Consider the following 17196-nt stretch of genomic DNA (forward strand, 5'->3'; position numbering starts at 1 on the left):
GGGTGCTCCGGCGTGCCCGACACGAAACGCCGGTTGCCGGAGAGAAGGGCGTCCATGGCGACGGAAGGAGAGGTTCTAGGCATGCGATCAGCCTACGGTCCTCCGCCCCTCGTGTCGGCGATCCGAAGCGCCGGACCGCACTGTGGGAAGCATCACGCCGTTGCCCTGACGTACGGCCGGAGCGTCTCCTGCCAGGTCTCCAGCCACAGGACGCCCTGGACGACGCCCAGCGCCGTGGTGCGACAGGAGTCGTCCGGGATCTCCGGCAGCCGGCGCTCGATCTCGGGGAGCAGGGCGTAGGCGAAGTCGGAGCCCGGGCGGTGGTCGAGGTATCTGCTGAAGCGGGCGGCCGGCTCCACGGCGAACATGCCCGCGTGCCGGGCGCGCAGCGTGGCGTCCGTCGACCGCAGCAGTGTGCGTGTGTGGTCGGCGGTCACCTCCCGCAGTCCGCAGGCGGCTGCCGGGTCGCCGTCGTGGCCGTGGGTCTGACAGCGGGCGCGCAGGGTGTCCGCCAGGAGGACGGCCGGGTCGATGGTGAGTGCCTCCGTCACGTACGCGTCGAACGGGTGCGGGGTCCCGGCGACGATGAAGGGCTCCACGTGGAGCAGCAGGTCCTGCGCCGCGAACAGGGCGTCCGGGCCGCCCTGTCCGAGGCGCCGGGCGCGCTCGTCGAGGATGTCGGTCATCAGCTCCTTGAACGGGGCGAGGGCCGCCACCTGCCGGGTGACCTTCGGGAACGGCGTCAGGTCGTGCCGGGTGACCGTGTAGCCGAGGCTGCCGCGCACCGCGCCGGTGAGTTCGGCGCGTATCGGTGCCCGGAACGCGGGGTCGGTCAGGACCGGCTCGACACCGTCGCCGCCCTGCCGCTGGAGCCACTGCAGAGCGAAGACCCGGCGGTCGGCGGCCGGTTCGCCGAACGGCAGGCCGGCCTGCCGCATCCGCGCGTGCAGCGCGAGGTCGACGCCGACGTGGGAGAAGTCCCCGCCCAGGGAGCGGGTGCGCAGCCCGAGCAGCGGCTCGCGGGTCTCGCCGGCCTCGCGCAGCCGCGTGGCGATCGCCGCCAGCACCGGTTCCAGGCCGGCGACCGGTTGCCGCATCCCCGCGTACCGCTCCAGGAACAGCGTCAGCCACGCGTTCGCGTGCCGCGCCGTCTCCGGGGAGGCCGGCCCCGGCCCGCCCGTGCACCGCTCCAGGGCGCCGACGTGGGCCAGGAAGGCGAGCCAGCCTTCCGCGGCCTTGGTCTTGGCGTCGGCCGAGGAGCCCTGTGGCTGCGGCATGTGGCGGGCGAGGAGGTCCGCGGTGTCCGGGTGCTCCGCCAGGTCCCGCCGCAGGGGTGCCGCCCACGCCGTCCAAAGGGGCATGGCCGCCTTCTCGAACGCGCCGGAGCGCAGCAGCAGATGGAAGATCTCGGTGTTGACGTCGTCGGCGTCGGGCCGGCCACCGGCACCCTTCGCCACTTCGACGGCGAAGGAGGCAGGCACTTCCTGCCTCGGGCCGGGGGCAGCGCCGTCGGCGGCTGCGCTGCCGCTCTTCCTGCGGCACCATGCGAGGACGAGCCGCCGGTACGCCTCGTGCGCCTCGCCGGGCGAGGTGCGGGTGGCGAGGTCGTCCCGGTAGCGCGCGAGCGAGGTCGCGTCGAGGACGCCCAGCTCGCCGAACTCGGCGACCAGGTCGCGCAAGGCGTCCTCGTCGATGGTGCCGATCCGTTTCTCGGCCGACCTCGCCTCCGTGTAGAGCGTTCTGGCCATCGCGGTGCTCGCTGCCGCCACGATCCGTGCGCCCTCGTCCAAGGCGTACGGCAGGAGTTCGGGGTGCGGTGCCGTCGCCTTCTTCAGGCTCGCCCGGAGCTGGTTCGCGGCGCGGCCCGGTTTCGTCCGCGCGGTGGTGGCGCAGCTGTGCAGCGGAGCGAGCAGCCCCATGGCCTCTCGTACGAGCTCGGGGTGCGCCGCGCAGACCCGGGACAGGAAGTCCAGCGGCCGGACCTGGGTGCGGCCCACCGGCGTGGGGTCGTCCGCGTCGGGCTCCAGGCCCACGGTGCGCGCCACCGCGTCCTGCGCCTCGACCGTGCGCCGCGCGAGCAGCCGGACGAAGCGATCGCCGTCGTCGGCGAGGACCGGAGAGGTGTAGCGGCGGGCGGTGAGCGCTTCCTCGTCGGGGCTCTTCGGGGCGCCGGGCAGCACCGCGCCGGCGTCGAGGAGCTGCCGCTCGTCGGTGGGCCGCGGGGGCGCGGGGGGCGCGGCCCGGGGTGCGCCCTGGGCGGCGTACTGCGCGCAGGCGGCGAGGAAGGCCTGGTAGTAGTCGTCGGCGTCGGCGGCGGGGTGGGCGGCGGCGCCGGTGCTCGGTGTGGTGTCGCGCTCGTCGTAGAGGGCGGCCATCGCTCTGATGCCTTCGGACCAGACGGGCAGGGGCACGGCGTCGTAGGTGCCGGTTCCGTGCCCTTCCTGGCAGTCGGTGAACGAGAAGTTGCGCAGGTCGACCGGCGCCATCGGGCCTTGATAGCGCAGGCCGGCCACCATGCGGTGCACGCGGCCCCGGTGGCCGAATCCGAAGCCGGCCCGTTCCCCGTCGATGCGTCCGCCGAAGCGGGTCACCACGCGTTCGAAGTGGGCGCCGGAGGAGTAGGCGGCGCCGTGGAAGACGGTGAGTCCGTGCGGGGCGCCCCACGTTCCGGGAGCCGGGGAGCAGTCCGGGCGGACGTACACCGCGCGGTGCAGTTGTTCGACGCCCTGTTGTCCGCCCAGCCGGTCCAGCAGCTCCCGCCACGCCGTGAGCAGCCCTCTGCCGCGCGGGTCGAGGAGCACCGGGTGCGGGATCACGACGACCGTGTCGTCCAGCTCATGGTCGCCGTCCGGTCCCGTGACCGACAGAGCGCCGCCCTCGCCCGGCGCGACACCGGTGAGGATTCCGGCGCGCCGCACGTCGGGTGCTCCCCGCTCGCCTTCCGGCCCGCCGCTCCCCGCGCCGGCCGGTGCGATCACCGCGTACCGCAGGGCCTGCCGCCAGCAGGGGTCGGGCCATACGTGCCGGATCAGCGCGGCCGGCACCGGCAGGGACCCGGTCATCCAGCTCTCGACGCGCGTCACCGCCTGGGCGGTGTGGTCCGCGATCCAGCCGGCCAGGGCGGTCAGCTCGCGTACGAGCGGCTCGTTCTTGAGCGCGGCGGGCAGCTTCTTCAGCTCGCGTCCGGCGGCGGTGCGGCAGCGGAGCACCGGTCGGGGGCCCGTCCATGGATCGAGCGCCAGTGCGTAGCCGCCGACGGCGTGCCAGGTGATGGTCGGACTCATGGTGCGCTCCCCCGGTCGTGCGTCCTCTCCGCGGCTCGCGCATGTCACCGCGGTACCCGCGGCCGTTCAGCGGGTGATCACAACCTACGCGCAGCCACTGACAGTGGCCGGTTCACCTCCCGTCCGGACCTCCCCGCGCGAAGGCGGTGGCCGCCTTCGCGCCGGGAGGTCCGGGTCGGGCCCGGCGCCGGCGCTTCTACTTCTGGTGCGCCATGTCCCGGGCCTGCTGGGCGATGTTCTCCAGTACGGCCTTCGGGTCGGCGGACGGAGCGACGGCTTTGCCGATGTTCCGCTTGATGGTGTTGCTGACCTGGAGCCAGGACGGCTCGTTCACCGGATAGAGCTGGGCGGTGCGCAGGGCGGTCAGGAACTGTTCGACGCTGGGGTCGACCGCCGCGTCCTGGGAGAGCTGGGTCGCGGTCACCGTCGAGGGCAGGAGATGGTAGCGATCGGCGAACTCGCCGAGGTTCTTGTCCGCGAAGACGAACTCGAGGAAGGCGCCGACCTTTTCACGGTTGTCGTCGCGCTTGAAGGCCATCATCCAGTCGGCGACCCCCGCCGACAGCGGCGCCTCGCCCTCGCTCAGCCGGTCGGACACCGGCATGCTCAGGGTGCCGACCTTCATGCCCTTCGCCCTGGCCTTGTGGAGGAGCGAGGGGTAGCCGTTGACCATGCCGACCTGGCCGCGCAGGAAGGCGTCGAAGGCGTCCTGCCGGTTGAGCTCGGCCGGCGGGATCGGGCCGGTCAGGGACGCTTCGACCAGGTTGTCCTTGATCCAGCGGAACGTCTCCGTGTTCCGCTCGGAGGCGATGTCGTACAGGCCGCTGTCGTCGGTGTATCCGCCGCCGTTGCTGAGCTGCCAGATGAGGGCTTCGGCGTGCGCCTCCTCGGGGCCGAGCGGCAGGGCGTACGGGTAGAGCACGCCCTCCCCCTTCAGTGCCGTGGCCGCTTCTTTCAGGTCCGTCCAGGTCTTCGGCGGCTTGGCGCCGGCCTTGTCGAAAAGGTCCTTGTTGTAGAAGAGGAGCCGGCTGCTGGCCACGAAGGGCAGGCCGTAAAGGGTGTTGTCGACCGAGCCCGCCTCCCGCAGCGGCGCGAGGAAATTCGCCTCCGCCTTGATCGACAGCAGTTCCCCGGCGGAGTACAGGCGGCCCTGTGCGGCGAAGTCGGAGTACGCGCCCATCAGCGCCATGTCCGGGGGGTTGTTCTCGCCGACCATGCGGGTGACCTCGCGGTCGACATCGGCCCACGGGTAGAGCGTCACCTCGACCTTCGTCCCGGGGTGGGCGGCGGTGAAGGCGGCGGTCAGCTTGTCCCAGTACGCCTTGGAGCTGGTCGCCGGGCTGTCGCCGTACTCGGCGGCCACCAGGCGCAGCGTCGTCGCGTCGTCGGACGAGCCGCAGCCGGTGACGAGGGAGCCCAGGAGGGCGAGTGCGGCCACGGAGGCGGACGCGCCGAAGAGACTTGGTCGCACGGATGTTTTTCCTCTTGATCTTTACTGGCAGTGCGTCCGGAATTCTCTCCTGGAAGGCGACGAATTGCGTCATCCGCCGACAGGTTGTGGTCATTGCTCCAACTGTGCCGCTCACGAATGGTGTTTTCCGCTGGAGCGGGGCCGTCTCCCACGCGCGTAGAACCGTCCTCATCCGATTCCCCGGCCCAGGGAGTCGCGATCCGCCCCGGCCCCGACGGCGGCTACGAGCCGTCCGGCGCGGCGGGCGGGGGCGGCGGGAAGCAGGCCGTGACGTCCTTGCCGCGGGGGCAGCGGTGGGTCTGCCACGCGTCGGCGAGGGCGTCGATGAGCAGCAGCCCGCGTCCTCCGGTGGCCCCTTCACCGGCGTCGCGTGGTGCGGGCACCTCGGGCGAGGCGTCGTGCACGGTCACGTGCAGGCATTCCTCGTCCCAGGTGAGGATGAGCTGGGCGTCGCTGCGGGCGTGGATGTGGGCGTTGGTGACCAGCTCGGACACGGTGAGGACGACGGAGTCGAGCAGATCTGGTGCGGTCCGGTCCCAGCCGAGTTTCGTGAGCTGCTCGCGCGTCCAGTCCCTGGCCGTCTTCACGCCCCTGCTGATCGGCAGCGAGCGAGCCCATCCGACAGCTCTCAGTGCGGGGTCCTGCGGCATTGTCTCTCCTTCGGCCGACCATGCTGCTCGTCTCCGTCTGCCCTCGAAGCGGCGGAAGCAACGTGCGGGGCCGAAGACGGTGGAGGGGCGGCTCCGTCACCGGGGCCGCCCCTCCTGGTCCATGGACCGGGGATCAGAAGACGCTCACGCCGTACGCGTTGAGGGCCTCGGTGACGGGCTGGAAGAACGTGGTGCCTCCGCTGGAGCAGTTGCCGCTGCCGCCGGAGGTGAGCCCGAGCGCCGTGGTGCCGGAGAAGAGGGCGCCGCCGCTGTCGCCCGGCTCGGCGCAGACGTTCGTCTGGATGAGGCCGTAGACCACGTCGCCGTTGCCGTAGTTGACGGTGGCGTTCAGGCCGGTGACCGTACCGCTGCGCAGGCCGGTGGTGCTGCCGCTGCGCTGGACGGACTGTCCGACGTAGGCGTTGCCGGCGGCGGTGATGTCGCGGTAGCTGCCGTTGTAGAGGTAGACGCGCCCGTCGGCGGCGGAGGCGTTGGAGTGGCGGATGATGCCGTAGTCGTTGGTCGGGAAGCTGGACCCGGTACGGGTGCCGAGCACCGTGGTGTTGGCGGAGTTGGTGTACCAGGTGCCGGCGCTGTTCGTGCAGTGTCCCGCGGTGAGGGCGTAGTACGTGCTGCCGCTGCGGACGTTGAACCCGAGCGAGCAGCGGCCGCCGCCGGCGTAGATGGCCTGGCCGCCGGCGATCAGCTTGTTGATCCGGCCCTGGGTCCGCTCGATCTTCAGGCTCTTGGCGTGGGCGCCCGCGGATCGGCGCAGGGTCGCGACCTCCGCCTCGGAGACGGTCGAGTCGACCGTGACGACGACCTTGCCGGTGGCCGGGTCGGTGTACCAGGCGGAGCCCGGGACGTCGGCGGCGAGCACGGCCTCGCTGGCGGCGGCGAGTTCGGCCGTCGTGGCGCGGTGCGTGTCGGTCGGCTGCGCCGAGGAGGTGGGGGCGGCGAGGACCGAGGCGGCGACGAGAGCACCGACGACGGCGGCGAGACGGCCGGCGCGGGAGGACGTACCGGTGCGGAACGCTTGCTTCACTGCATGCTCCAGTGGGGGTGGGGGAGGCCGCTGGGTGGGCGGCCTTGGCTGTGAAGTGCTGCGGCACACGGCGCGGTAGCGCCATGCACCTGTCAATCGCGATCGAGGGGAATCCTCGGCTCCGTGAGCACGCTCCCACAAGGTGTCCTTTCGGCCGCTCTACGCGCGTTTCCCCGTGGGGCGCCTGCGACGGCGACCAACCTGCCGACTGAAAGGCCGTCAGAAATCCGACGCAAGCGATTGCGATCGGAATCCGGCCGACCGTTTCGTCCCGGCGGCGCACGACGCCGTACGGGGAGGCTCCGGCCCCCGGGCGGGAGGTGGCGGGGAAGGGCGCCAAGCGGAAGGTGCTGCTCCAGGTGCTCTTGACTCCAGGACGCGTTCCGGCCTTCGGAGTCGGCGGGAGGGCCGAGAAGCGCCGGCGTGGCCGACACGCGGCACTCGATGCTCACGCAACGGGGGTGGCTTTCCTTCTCCCGTGTCGCGTGCGTCCCTCGGTCCTCTCCCCCACCGCGGTGAACGGCCGCGGACCCGGTCGGAAGCGGCTGAGCGCGTGCGCTCGCGACCGGTGCCCGTGGGCTAAGCGCCGATATCGGGCATTCGGCGGGTCTGCCGCCTGGCTGAATCGGAACACCGGTGCTCCGGGAGTGGAGGGCGGGACCTGCGAGCCGGTCCCGCCTTCAGCTCCGTCAGCTCCCTTCAGCCCTCCCCCAGCCCTCCGTCAGCTCCGTCAGCTCTCCTTCTCCTTCAGCTCCTTCAGCAGCGCGGCGTACGCGACCGTGATCCCGGCCGCCTCCTCGGGATCGGCGGTCGCCAACTGGGCGCGGTCGGCCAGCGCGGCCTCGTGGCCGGCCTTCCACTCCGCGATCCGCCGCGGGTCGGGGGCGGAGGCGCCGCGCTCCGCGCTCAGCCGGTCCTCGTACCACCGCACCACCGCCTCGACGGACTCCTCGGCGGCGCGTTCCGCGCCGCTCTCCACACCCGACAGGCCGGGAATCTCGGCATCGGTCATCACGGCACCCTCCTTCTCGACATCGGAACGCGACGACAGGCTTCCGGCATCCGTCGCTTCCTCCCGGATGCCCCCGCGCCGGACAGGTACCCCACGCCGCGCGCCGCACCAGGGCCAGGGGCTCGACCGCGCCGAATTCAACCCGTACGGCCGCCCTCAGCGGACCGGGCCGGGGCGGGCACAGCCGGGGGGCGGCGCGGGCATGGCCGGGGGGCGGCGCGGCGCGCGGGCCGCCTACGCCTCGGCCTCGCCGATCCGCAGCAGCAGGGTGCCCCCGGTGCGCTCGCCCTCGCCGTCCTCGACCGTGTACGTGACCGGGACGACCTGGTCCAGGTGGGGGCTCACGAGCGCGGGCGGGACCTCGAACTCGACGTACTCCGCGGGGCGTACGACCGACACGGCGTCCGTGTAGCCGACCGGCTGGTCCCGGCCGCCGGCCCAGAGCAGCGTGTAGGTCTGCCCGATCATGACCCCGCCCTCGGGCGAGACGCGCACCGTGACCGGCCTGCCCAGCTCCGTGTCGGGCAGATGTCCGTCCGGGGCCTGGGCCACATCGGGAGCGGGGAGCCGTACGTCGTCGATCGTCCGCCCTGCCGGCACTGCCGGCGGGGGTTGCGTCGCCTGTGTCTGCCGCGTCGTCTGCCTCGTCCGCACGGAGCCTCCCGGATTCTGGCGAGGAGCCCGCCCCCTCTGCCCGTCGAGCCCGGCCGCCCGCGACTCGGGGGGTATCGCGGCGGCCGGGCTCGACGGTCGCATGCCCCGTGCCCGCGCACGCACACCGGCACGATCGGGTGTCGGTCCCCTCACCCGGCGGCCGCCGGCCGCTCCGCCGGCTTCCCGAAGGCACCGGTGAGGCTCAAGGCCCGCGTTTCAGCGGCCTGTTCGCGGCTAGGCGGGACCGTGGACGACGAGGGAGGGGTGCGGATGACAGCGGTCGGCGGCGAGGGCGGAAGCGGGGCGGAGCGGGAGAGCCGGGCGAGGGTCGGGCGGGACGTGGTGCTCGTGGTCGGGCTCGCCGGGGCGGTCGTCGGCGGAGTGGCGCTGCTGCTCAAGACCGCCCAAGCGGCGGGAGTTCGGGCGCCGATCATGCCCGTCGGGCTTCTCGTCGCCCTCGTCCTCGTCCTCGGGCTGGGTGTCATGATGGCCCGCTGGAGCATCGCGCCCACCCGCGGCCGGTCCCGCCCGCGCGCCGCCGCGGTGCGCCGGAGGCGGGAGACGGTTCCGCCCGCCGAGCCGCCTTCCGTCGACGGGGAGGCCCTGGACCACACGTCGGTCGACCCCGAGGGGTTCGAGCACAGCGTCGCGGCGCTGTGCGCCCGGGACGGCTGCACGGTGGTGGAGGTGGTGGGCGGCGCGGGGGACCTCGGCGCCGACGTGGTGGCGACCACCGCCGACGGCCGCCGCGTCGTGCTCCAGTGCAAGCAGTACACCGGCGACCACCGTGTCGGTTCGCCGGATCTGCAGCGATTCGGCGGTACGTGCTTCACGGTGCACGGGGCCGACGTGGCCGTTCTCGTGACGACCGGCTCGTTCACCGAGCCCGCCCTCGACTACGCGGCCGCCTGCGGCATCCTCTGCGTCGACGGTGCCGCACTGGCCGCCTGGACCGAGGCGACGGCCCCGGCACCCTGGGACTCCCCGGCACCGGGCCGGGCGCCCGGTGACCCGGCCCCCGCCCCGGCCGGTGAGTGACGGCCATGGGGACGGCGGGGGGACGCACGGGACGCACAGGACGCGCGGGACGCACGGAACGCACGGGACGCGCGCGGATCAGAAGGCGTAGCGCACCCGCAGCCAGGGCGTGCGGGCCTCGATCATGCGGGACAGGGTGTCGACGGCCTCGCGCTTGACCGCGTTGCGGTAGCGCACGTTCAGGGCGCCGTTCTCGGACCGCTTGGGCTGCTGGAGGTCCGGCTGCCACAGGACGTCCTCGGCGCGGGGGTGCCAGCCCAGGTTGACCGCGTGCAGGTCCTCGTTGTGGGTCAGCATGATGATCTCCGCCGCCGCCTGCTCCTTCACCCGCCGTGGAAGGACGTCGTCCATCATGCGCAGCAGCTCGTCCCAGCTCTCGCGCCAGCCCGGGCGGATCACCACCGGGGAGAGGTTGAAGTGCACCTCGAACCCGGCGTCCAGGAAGTCGGCGGCGGCCGCGACACGTGCGGGCACGGGGCTGGTGCGGACGTCGAGGAGGCGGGAGTCCTCCGGCGGCATCACGGAGAAACGGATCCGGGTGCGACCCTGGGGATCGAGCCGCAGCAGATCGGGGTTGACCAGTTTCGTCGCGAAGGAGGCCTTGGCGGTCGGCCAGCCGCGGAAGGCCCGGACCAGGTCGGCCGTGTTGTCGCTGATCAGATCGTCCACCGAGCAGTCGCCGTTCTCGCCGATGTCGTAGACCCAGGCGTGCTCGTCGCACTGGTTGGGTTCCTTCTTGGGGCCGGTGGCGGCGATGTGGCGGCCGAGGGCGCCCAGGACGCGGTCGACGTTGGTGAAGACGGTGATGGGGTTGGCGAACCCCTTGCGGCGCGGGACGTAGCAGTACGCGCAGGCCATGGCGCACCCGTTGGACAGACCGGGGGCGATCCAGTCGGCGGAGCGGCCGTTGGGCCGGACGGCGAGGGAGCCGCGTTCGCCCAGGACCAGGGTCTCGGTCTTGATCCTGACCCAGCGCTCGACGTTCCCCTCGTTGCCGTGCAGGTGCGGGATGCGCCAGTGGGAGCCGGTCTCGACGAGCCGGGCGTCGGGGAAGCGCGCGATGATCTGGCTGCCCCGCCACGAGGCGGCGGCGGCCGGTTCCGCGTGGATCTCCGACACCCGCAGGAGCCTGCGCGCCTCCGGTCCGTCCCTGAAGGGCCGCTCCTCCCCGGACTGGGCAGGGGTGGCGGCGGCCACGAGATCGGCCATGCCGAAGAGGCCCTCGGGTTCGCCGGCCCGTTCCGGGGGGCGCCGTCGCCCGTCCACTCCGCTCCCCTTCGCCGGTGCCTTCGCCGGTCCTCGTTCTCGGCCCCTCGCCGTGGCCCGTGGCCGTCACCGAGGAGTTTGTCCCAGTCTACGAAGTGCGGGGCTCATCCTGCCGGGCCGCCGCCCCGGTCGGAAGCCGGCCAGAGGTAGGGCAGGTCGTCGGGTATGCCGGGGAAGCGGGGGCCGTAGTACTCCGGGTCCTTGCGCACCAGCGCGGACTGGTGGCTGCGATGGAAGGCGGGGTCGCCGAGCCAGGGCGGCAGCTCACCCGCCGCCGCCAGCCCGCCCTGCGGGCGGACCTCGGCCGAGGGCCGCCAGGCGCGGTAGTCGTTCAGCAGGGTGACGGAACAGGTGTCGGCACGGCCCTCGGCGGTCCAGACGGCGCAGACGTCCAGGCCGTACCGCACGAGGGCCTCCTCGTAGCCGGCCCACATCCGCACCGCGGGGTGCCGACGCCATCCGTAGCCCGGCACCGTCAGGCCCCGGAACACCTGGAGCGCCTCGACCCGCTGTTTGCCGAGGCGTCTGGGGTCCAGGGCGGCCGCGGACTCGGAAAAGCTCACGTACGGGAGGAACGTCTGCATGAGCGCCGGGTCTCCACCGTGCTGTGTCCGCTCACCGGGGGTCGCCGGGGCGGGGGGTGTGGTCGGGCTGCCCGGGGGTACGCCGCTCCTCCTTGAGCCGGGCTTCGTACAGGTGGTCCTTCCCTTCGGCGAGGTGGTCCGTCGCCTCGCGCGACAGGGTTTTGAACGGCTCGTAGTAGGTCCGGTCGTATGCCTCCACGATCTGGAACGTCCAGTAGCCGGGGATGACGTTGCGCCCGAGGATCTCCGTCTCCACGCGGTCCGCCCACTCGTCGTGGCCGGCCTCCCGCAGGAGGCGTACGGCGCGATCCAGTTCGAAGTCCGCCGTGCCCGTCAGCTGGTGGAAGCCGTAGAGGGCGCCGCGTGCCCGCTCGACGGTCTCCAGCGCCTTGGACAGGGAGCCCAACGCCTCGACGGTGGCGTCGCTGACGCCCGGGGGGCACTGGTGGGCAGCGTCGGGGCCGGCCGGCCGCCGGGCCGCGCCGTCCTGGCTGCTCGGCCGCCGGGCCGCGCCGTCGGGCCCGGACGCGTCACTGACCGCAGGGGACATCTCTCCTCCAGGGACGAGCAGGCCGATCGCCCGGTCGACTTCCTTTCTGCCATCCGGCCGCTCCGGCCGCACGCGCTGGACCGGCCGGGACGGGATGCGGGACGCACCCGTTCGGGTCCGGCCGGTTCCGCGCCTGGCCGGCCGGGCGGCACGCCGCGGCGGCTCAGCGCAGGCGGCGGACGCGCAGGACCAGGTCGTCGGTGTGGTGGGCGCCGGCGCCCGCGCCCGGTGCGACCCGGGGGCGCTGCTCGTCGACCTCGACCTCCCAGGCGTCGTCGAGGAGGGCGGTGACCGTCGAGGGCCAGACGTAGTCGGCGGGGTCGAAGCCGCTGTCGTGGCGCTGGTGGGTGTCCACGCCCGCGTGGTGCACGAAGAGCAGGACGCCGCCGGGTGCGACGGCGGCGAGCAGTGCTCGTTCGGCCGCGGCGTCGGGGGTGCGGAGCAGGGCCGGGTACTGGGCGGACACCAGGTCGAAGGAGGCGGGTGGCAGCGGTGCCTCGGTGAGGGCGGCGTGGATCCAGCGGACGGCGACGCCCGCCTCGCGCGCGTGCCCGGCGGCCCGCTCCAGGGCCACGCCCGAGACGTCGAGGGCGGTCACGTCCCAGCCGGCGCGGGCGAGCCAGATCGCGTCCGCGCCTTCGCCGCAGCCGACGTCGAGGACCCGCCCGGGCGGCAGGCCGACCGCCCCGGTCAGCTCGGCCACGAGCGCGCCGTTGGGACGGCCGCTCCACAACTGCGTGCGTTCGGCGTAACGGTCGTCCCACTCCGCTCGCACCGCGGGATCACCCGCGTATCCACCCGTGGGCAGGGAGCTGTCGGCCGCGGGCACTTCGGAAGCGTTTCTGTCGGTCACCGCCCCACTGTCCGCCCGGGGCGGCCCGGCCCGCCAGGCATCTTGCCGAACCGGCAAACGCACGCGCCGCCGATCCCGCCCACGCGCCGCCGACACCGCCCGTGCGGCGGCCGCGGGCGGGCCGCCGGGCGCGTTCCGTACCCTGGCGGCATGCGCATGCGCCCCACTCTGCACTGGACGCCTCCCGAGGACCTGCCGCCGGGCACCACGGATCTCGGGCCGGTCGCCGACGCGCTGAGCGGCGGCGGTGTGCTGGTCCTCAGCGGGGCGGGGATCTCCACGGAGTCGGGTATCCCCGATTACCGGGGCGACGGCGGCAGTCTGAGCCGGCACACCCCGATGACGTACCAGGACTTCACCGGCAGCCCCCAGGCCCGTCGCCGGTACTGGGCGCGCAGCCACCTCGGCTGGCGCACATTCGGCGGCGCGCGGCCGAACGCCGGGCACCGGGCCGTGGCCGCGTTCGAGCGCCACGGTCTGCTCGCGGGCGTGATCACGCAGAACGTCGACGGCCTGCACCAGGCCGCCGGCAGCGCGGAGGTCGTGGAGCTGCACGGGAGCCTGGGCCGGGTCGTGTGTCTGTCCTGCGGTGTCTTCAGTGCGCGGCGCGAGCTCGCCCGGCGGCTGGAAGAGGCCAATCCCGGCTTCCGGCCGGTGGCCGCCGCGCTCAACCCGGACGGGGACGCCGACCTCACCGACGAACAGGTCGGGGACTTCCGCGTGGTGCCCTGCTCCGTCTGCGGCGGCGTCCTCAAACCGGACGTGGTGTTCTTCGGCGAGGCCGTCCCACCGCGACGGGTGGAGCGGTGCCGCGCTTTGCTCGACGGAGCGGCGTCGCTGCTGGTCCTGGGCTCCTCGCTGACCGTGATGTCGGGTCTGCGGTTCGTCCGCCAGGCGGCCCAGGCCGGCACGCCGGTCCTGATCGTCAACCGTGACCCGACCCGGGGCGACCGCCACGCCCTCACCCGGGTCGCCCTCCCCCTCGGCGCGGCCCTCACCGCCGTGGCCGACCGGCTGGGCGTCTCCCTCGACGGTTCCCCGGCGACCTGACCGGGGCCTCGCCTCCCCGCCCTCGCGGGCACCCCGGCCCCAGCCCCCTGGGGTGATCCGCGTCACATGTCGTCACAGGCTTCGGCGCACCGGTGTCCTGTGCCCGAACCGCTCGAAGACGACGACGATGAGGGAGAGCACACCATGAGCCGACGGACGACGAGCAACCCGCGCACCGCCTCGTTCCTGAAGGTCACGCTCGCGTTGCAGACCCTGTGCCTGTTCTTTCAGGCGGCCACGGCCGGAGCGCTGCTGGGCTCGTCCCACGGCTACCTCCTCCACGACATCGGCTCGAAGGTGATGTACGGCGCGGCCATGCTGTACCTGCTCGCCGCGATCCTGGCGTGGCGCCCGGGCGGCGGATCCGTCCGGCCCGTCCTGTACGCCACCGGATTCCTCGTGCTCGCCTCCGCCCAGGTCGCGCTGGGGGTCGCCCACGTCGCCTCGCTCCACGTGCCCCTGGGCGTGGTGATGTTCACCCTCAGCACCCTCGCCCTGGTCGGGGCGCTCAGCCCGCGCGTACCGCCTCGGCGTTCGACCGCGGACGCGTAGCCGTCGGGGCCGGCGTGCGGCGCTCAGCGGCGGGGCCTCAGCAGCAGAGGGGTCGCCAGGAGCAGGACGCCGGCGAGGCCGATGGCGGCACGCGGGCCGAGGAGGCCGCCCAGCAGACCCCAGGTGGCGGTCAGCAGCGCGGTGGCGGCCTTGTTCGTCACCGCCCAGGCCGACAGCGTGCGGGCGACCCGGTCGGGTGCGGTGCGCTGGAGGCGGTAGGTGGCCTGGACGGGGTTGAACACGCCGCAGCAGAGAACGAGTCCCCCTTCGACGCCGATCACCAGGAGCAGTCCGCCGGTACCCGGCCCGAGGAAGGCCAGACCGACGGGCCAGACCGCGCGCAGCGTCCCGGACACGACGAGCACCCGGTGCTGTCCGAACCGGGTGACGAGCGGCCGGGCCAGCCGCGCGCCGAGCAGTCCGCCGATCGCCGGTACGGCGAAGGCGAGGCCGTACTCCCACGGTGCGAACCCGAGGCGGCCGAGCATCAGGACGGCCAGGAGCGGCTGGGTCGCCGTCACCAGGCCGTTGAACACGGTGGTGTTGAGGAACAGCGGACGCAGCGTCGCGTCGGCGAGGAGGTGCCGCCAGCCCTCGAGAAGGTCCCCGGCGCGCATCCGTGTCCCTCCTCGGCGAGCGGACCCACGGCGCTCAGACGAAGGCTCGGGGTGCTCGGAGCGCTCAGGCGAAGGCTCGGGGCACTCGGGGCACTCGGGGCACTCGGGCCGAGGCTCGGGCCCGCCCATCGCCCGGATGCCCAGCGCCGAGAGGAGACAGCTGACGGCGTCGGCCAGCACCGTCGCCACCGGACCGAGGAGCCCGATCGCCGCGCCGCCCGCCGGGGGGCCGACGATCGTCATCGCCCAGGCCGTCGACTCGAACCGGGCGTGGGCGACGAGCAGGTCCTCGCCCGGCAGCAGCGTCTTCAGGAACGCGCCCGAGGCGGCGCGGAAGGTGATGTCCGCCGCGGCGACCACGATCGAGACCAGCAGCAGCTGGAGGAAGGTGAGCGCGCCGAGCGCGAACGCGGCCGGGACGGTCACCAGGGCCGCGAACCGTGCCAGGTCCATCGCGATCAGCACCGGCCGCTTGCGGCGGAACTCCATCCACGGGCCCAGCGGCACCGCGACGACCGCGCCCACGGCGGCTCCCACGGCCGAGAGCGCGGCGACCTCGGCCGGTCCGGCGTGCAGCACCTGGACGGCGATCAGCGGGAAGGCGCCGAAGGCGAGCCATGTGCCGAGCGCACTGGTGCCGTACGCCGCCCAGAGCCATCCGAACCGCCGTCCCAGGCGGTGCCCGCTCCGCATGCCCGACGCCCCTTCCCCGCACAACCGATGCGCGACCGGAAGCATCAAAGCGAGCGTCAGGCCCTCGGATCAAACAACCATGCGACCACCACGCCACAACCAAGAGTTGTGACGGTAGGGTCTCGCCATGGATCTCGACGCCGTCAGGACCTTCGTCGCCGTCGCCGACGGGGGGCGTTTCCATGAGGCCGCCGCCCAGCTGGCGATCACCCAGCAGGCCGTCTCCAAGCGCATCGCCACCCTGGAGCGCACCCTCGGTGTGCGCCTGTTCACCCGTACCGCGCGCGGCGCCGAGCTCACCATCGACGGGCAGGCCTTCCTGCCCCACGCGCGCGAACTGCTGCGCCTCGCCGAGCGCGCGGTCACGTCCGTGCGTCCCGGCCGCCGTCCGCTGCGGGTCGACGTGATCGCCTCGCGCGGCGCGGCGTCCGGCCTGATGCGCGGCTTCCACCGCGCGCATCCGGAGATCGAGCTCGACGTCGTATGGCTGTTCGACATCGACACCGCCGTCGCGGCCCTCCGGTCCGGTGAGATCGACGCCTCGTTCCGCGCCGTGGCGGCGCCCGGCCGTCCGCTTCCCGAGGACATCGAGTCCGTGCGAGTGCTCGACGAACCCCTGCAGCTCCTCACCGGGCCCGCCCACGCGCTGGCGGCGGCCCGGTCGGTGCCCCTCGCCCGCCTCGCCGGGCACCGGATCTGGATGCCCGGCATCGTCCCCGGCACGGAGTGGGCCGCCTACTACGACGACCTCGTCGCCGAGTTCGGTCTCACCATCGAGGCGACCGGCCCCAACTTCGGCTCCGACGCGCTCCTCGACACCGTCGCGGACACCCCGGCCCTGGCCACCTTCATGGGTGAGTACACCCGCCTCGTCTGGCCGGCCGGTCACGGCCTGCGACGCATCCCCGTGACCGACCCGACGCCCGTCTATCCGCACTCGCTGCTCTGGCACCGCGACAGCCCCCACCCGGCCCTGGCCACCCTCCGCGCCCACCTCGCCGCCACGGCCCCGGCCGGACACGGCGCCGCCGGGACGTGGACGCCGGGCTGGGCGAACCGGCGCTGACCACGACCAGGGCCCCCTCGCGAGGCCGGTCGGCCGGAGCCCGGCGGCTCAGTCGCCTATGTACGGGCCCTGCACGACGTAGGTGTCGCCGTGGCTGACGTACGGGCCGCCCTGCACGGTGGCCTCGTCGCCGTGCGAGACGTACGGCCCGCCCTGCACCGTGGCATGGTCGCCGTGCGAGACGTACGGGCCGCCCTCGGTCGCATACGGCTCGCTGTACGACGTGTACGGACCTCCGTCGGCCAGGTCCGCGCCGCCGGCGTGGGCGAGGCCCGCCGTGGCCATGGCGAGGCAGACTGCCGCAAGGCCGGTGGCCGCGATCCGCTTCGAAGTCGTCATCCCGCACTCCCGTTCTTCACCCTTCCGGAACACCCGGTCGCGGACGAGTGTGGCCGACGCCCGCCGGCGGCCGAGCAGGGTTCGGGTGCGTGGGCGTGTCGCGCGGGCGGTGCCGAGGGGGCTCAGGAAGGGCCCACGAGGGCGGCGGCCCCCGGCGCCGATGCGCCGGGGGCCGCCGCGCGGACGGCTCCGGTCAAGGCTCCTGTCGGCGGCCGCGCAGGGAGTCCTTGACCCCGCGGGCCTGCTCCTGCGTCTTGCCGGTGGCCTCCCGCGCCTTGCCCTTGATCTGCTCCGTCTTCCCTTCGGCCTGCATGCGCTCGTTGCCGGTCAGCTTGCCGGCCGCCTCCTTCGCCTTGCCCTTGGCCTGCTCCATCTTGCCCTTGGCCTTCTTCGCCATGGGGAACTCCTTTCGAGGAGAGCTTCGACGTCCACAAACTAGGCGAGACAGGGGCGTTTCGCCCGTCGAGGGACG

17 protein-coding genes are annotated in these 17196 nt (G+C 73.5%); 4 read left to right on the top strand and 13 right to left on the bottom strand.

Translation table 11 applies throughout. The annotated features are described in order from the left end of the window. Positions 1 to 152: 152 nt before the first annotated feature. From ABTZ91_RS18090 to ABTZ91_RS18115, 6 genes are all read right to left on the bottom strand, one after another. Complete coding sequence (locus ABTZ91_RS18090) at positions 153 to 3284, bottom strand: DUF4132 domain-containing protein (RefSeq protein WP_352078154.1); 3132 nt, start codon at positions 3282 to 3284, stop codon at positions 153 to 155. A gap of 196 nt (positions 3285 to 3480) precedes the next feature. Then, positions 3481 to 4755 (bottom strand): extracellular solute-binding protein, encoded by a 1275-nt coding sequence (locus tag ABTZ91_RS18095; RefSeq protein ID WP_352078155.1) that lies wholly within the window; start codon positions 4753 to 4755, stop codon positions 3481 to 3483. A gap of 221 nt (positions 4756 to 4976) precedes the next feature. After that, positions 4977 to 5405 carry an ATP-binding protein gene (locus tag ABTZ91_RS18100; RefSeq protein WP_352078156.1) on the bottom strand — a complete coding sequence of 143 codons (429 nt, stop codon included), beginning with the start codon at positions 5403 to 5405 and terminating at the stop codon, positions 4977 to 4979. 133 nt (positions 5406 to 5538) lie between these two features. Next, entirely contained in the window at positions 5539 to 6450 is a 912-nt protein-coding gene (locus ABTZ91_RS18105; RefSeq protein ID WP_352078157.1) for a S1 family peptidase, read from the bottom strand. 730 nt (positions 6451 to 7180) lie between these two features. Further along, positions 7181 to 7462, bottom strand: a complete 282-nt coding sequence (locus ABTZ91_RS18110) for a hypothetical protein (protein ID WP_352078158.1) — start codon at positions 7460 to 7462, stop codon at positions 7181 to 7183. Between the two features lie 234 nt (positions 7463 to 7696). Further along, positions 7697 to 8014 carry a hypothetical protein gene (locus ABTZ91_RS18115; protein ID WP_352078159.1) on the bottom strand — a complete coding sequence of 106 codons (318 nt, stop codon included), beginning with the start codon at positions 8012 to 8014 and terminating at the stop codon, positions 7697 to 7699. Positions 8015 to 8386: 372 nt separating this feature from the next. Here ABTZ91_RS18115 and ABTZ91_RS18120 point away from each other — a divergent pair, with 372 nt between their 5' ends. Beyond that, positions 8387 to 9154 (top strand): restriction endonuclease, encoded by a 768-nt coding sequence (locus ABTZ91_RS18120; RefSeq protein ID WP_352078160.1) that lies wholly within the window; start codon positions 8387 to 8389, stop codon positions 9152 to 9154. Between the two features lie 78 nt (positions 9155 to 9232). Here the strand turns inward: ABTZ91_RS18120 and ABTZ91_RS18125 are convergent, their stop codons facing one another. The 4 genes from ABTZ91_RS18125 to ABTZ91_RS18140 form a co-directional block, all read right to left on the bottom strand. Further along, entirely contained in the window at positions 9233 to 10363 is a 1131-nt protein-coding gene (locus ABTZ91_RS18125) for a spore photoproduct lyase family protein (RefSeq protein ID WP_352078161.1), read from the bottom strand. A gap of 161 nt (positions 10364 to 10524) precedes the next feature. Continuing rightward, a complete protein-coding gene (locus tag ABTZ91_RS18130; protein WP_352078162.1) occupies positions 10525 to 11004 on the bottom strand; it encodes an MSMEG_6728 family protein in 480 nt (159 codons plus the stop codon). Positions 11005 to 11035: 31 nt separating this feature from the next. Further along, positions 11036 to 11554, bottom strand: coding sequence for a hypothetical protein (locus ABTZ91_RS18135; protein WP_352078163.1), 519 nt, complete (start codon positions 11552 to 11554; stop codon positions 11036 to 11038). A 163-nt stretch (positions 11555 to 11717) separates the two neighbouring features. Further along, positions 11718 to 12407 carry a class I SAM-dependent methyltransferase gene (locus ABTZ91_RS18140; RefSeq protein WP_352078164.1) on the bottom strand — a complete coding sequence of 230 codons (690 nt, stop codon included), beginning with the start codon at positions 12405 to 12407 and terminating at the stop codon, positions 11718 to 11720. 150 nt (positions 12408 to 12557) lie between these two features. On the opposite strand from ABTZ91_RS18140, the gene ABTZ91_RS18145 reads away from it, so the two are divergent. Further along, positions 12558 to 13457: an NAD-dependent protein deacetylase gene (locus ABTZ91_RS18145; protein ID WP_352078165.1), complete on the top strand. Its 900-nt coding sequence runs from the start codon at positions 12558 to 12560 to the stop codon at positions 13455 to 13457. Positions 13458 to 13601: 144 nt separating this feature from the next. Next, entirely contained in the window at positions 13602 to 14009 is a 408-nt protein-coding gene (locus tag ABTZ91_RS18150) for a hypothetical protein (RefSeq protein ID WP_352078166.1), read from the top strand. 23 nt (positions 14010 to 14032) lie between these two features. On the opposite strand, the gene ABTZ91_RS18155 is transcribed toward ABTZ91_RS18150, so the two are convergent. Next, the gene (locus tag ABTZ91_RS18155; RefSeq protein ID WP_352078167.1) at positions 14033 to 15319 is read right to left on the bottom strand and encodes an MFS transporter; all 1287 of its coding nucleotides are present in this window, start codon (positions 15317 to 15319) and stop codon (positions 14033 to 14035) included. Positions 15320 to 15446: 127 nt separating this feature from the next. Here ABTZ91_RS18155 and ABTZ91_RS18160 point away from each other — a divergent pair, with 127 nt between their 5' ends. Next, on the top strand, positions 15447 to 16385 hold the full coding sequence (locus ABTZ91_RS18160; RefSeq protein ID WP_352078168.1) for a LysR family transcriptional regulator: 939 nt from the start codon (positions 15447 to 15449) through the stop codon (positions 16383 to 16385). A 48-nt stretch (positions 16386 to 16433) separates the two neighbouring features. Here the strand turns inward: ABTZ91_RS18160 and ABTZ91_RS18165 are convergent, their stop codons facing one another. Both ABTZ91_RS18165 and ABTZ91_RS18170 read right to left on the bottom strand, forming a co-directional pair. Continuing rightward, entirely contained in the window at positions 16434 to 16724 is a 291-nt protein-coding gene (locus ABTZ91_RS18165; RefSeq protein WP_352078169.1) for a hypothetical protein, read from the bottom strand. A gap of 193 nt (positions 16725 to 16917) precedes the next feature. After that, positions 16918 to 17121 carry a CsbD family protein gene (locus ABTZ91_RS18170; protein WP_352078170.1) on the bottom strand — a complete coding sequence of 68 codons (204 nt, stop codon included), beginning with the start codon at positions 17119 to 17121 and terminating at the stop codon, positions 16918 to 16920. Positions 17122 to 17196 lie beyond the last annotated feature (75 nt).

Origin of the sequence: Streptomyces sp. NPDC126499, assembly GCF_040302485.1 — a bacterium.
In the GTDB taxonomy this organism is placed as follows: domain Bacteria; phylum Actinomycetota; class Actinomycetes; order Streptomycetales; family Streptomycetaceae; genus Streptomyces.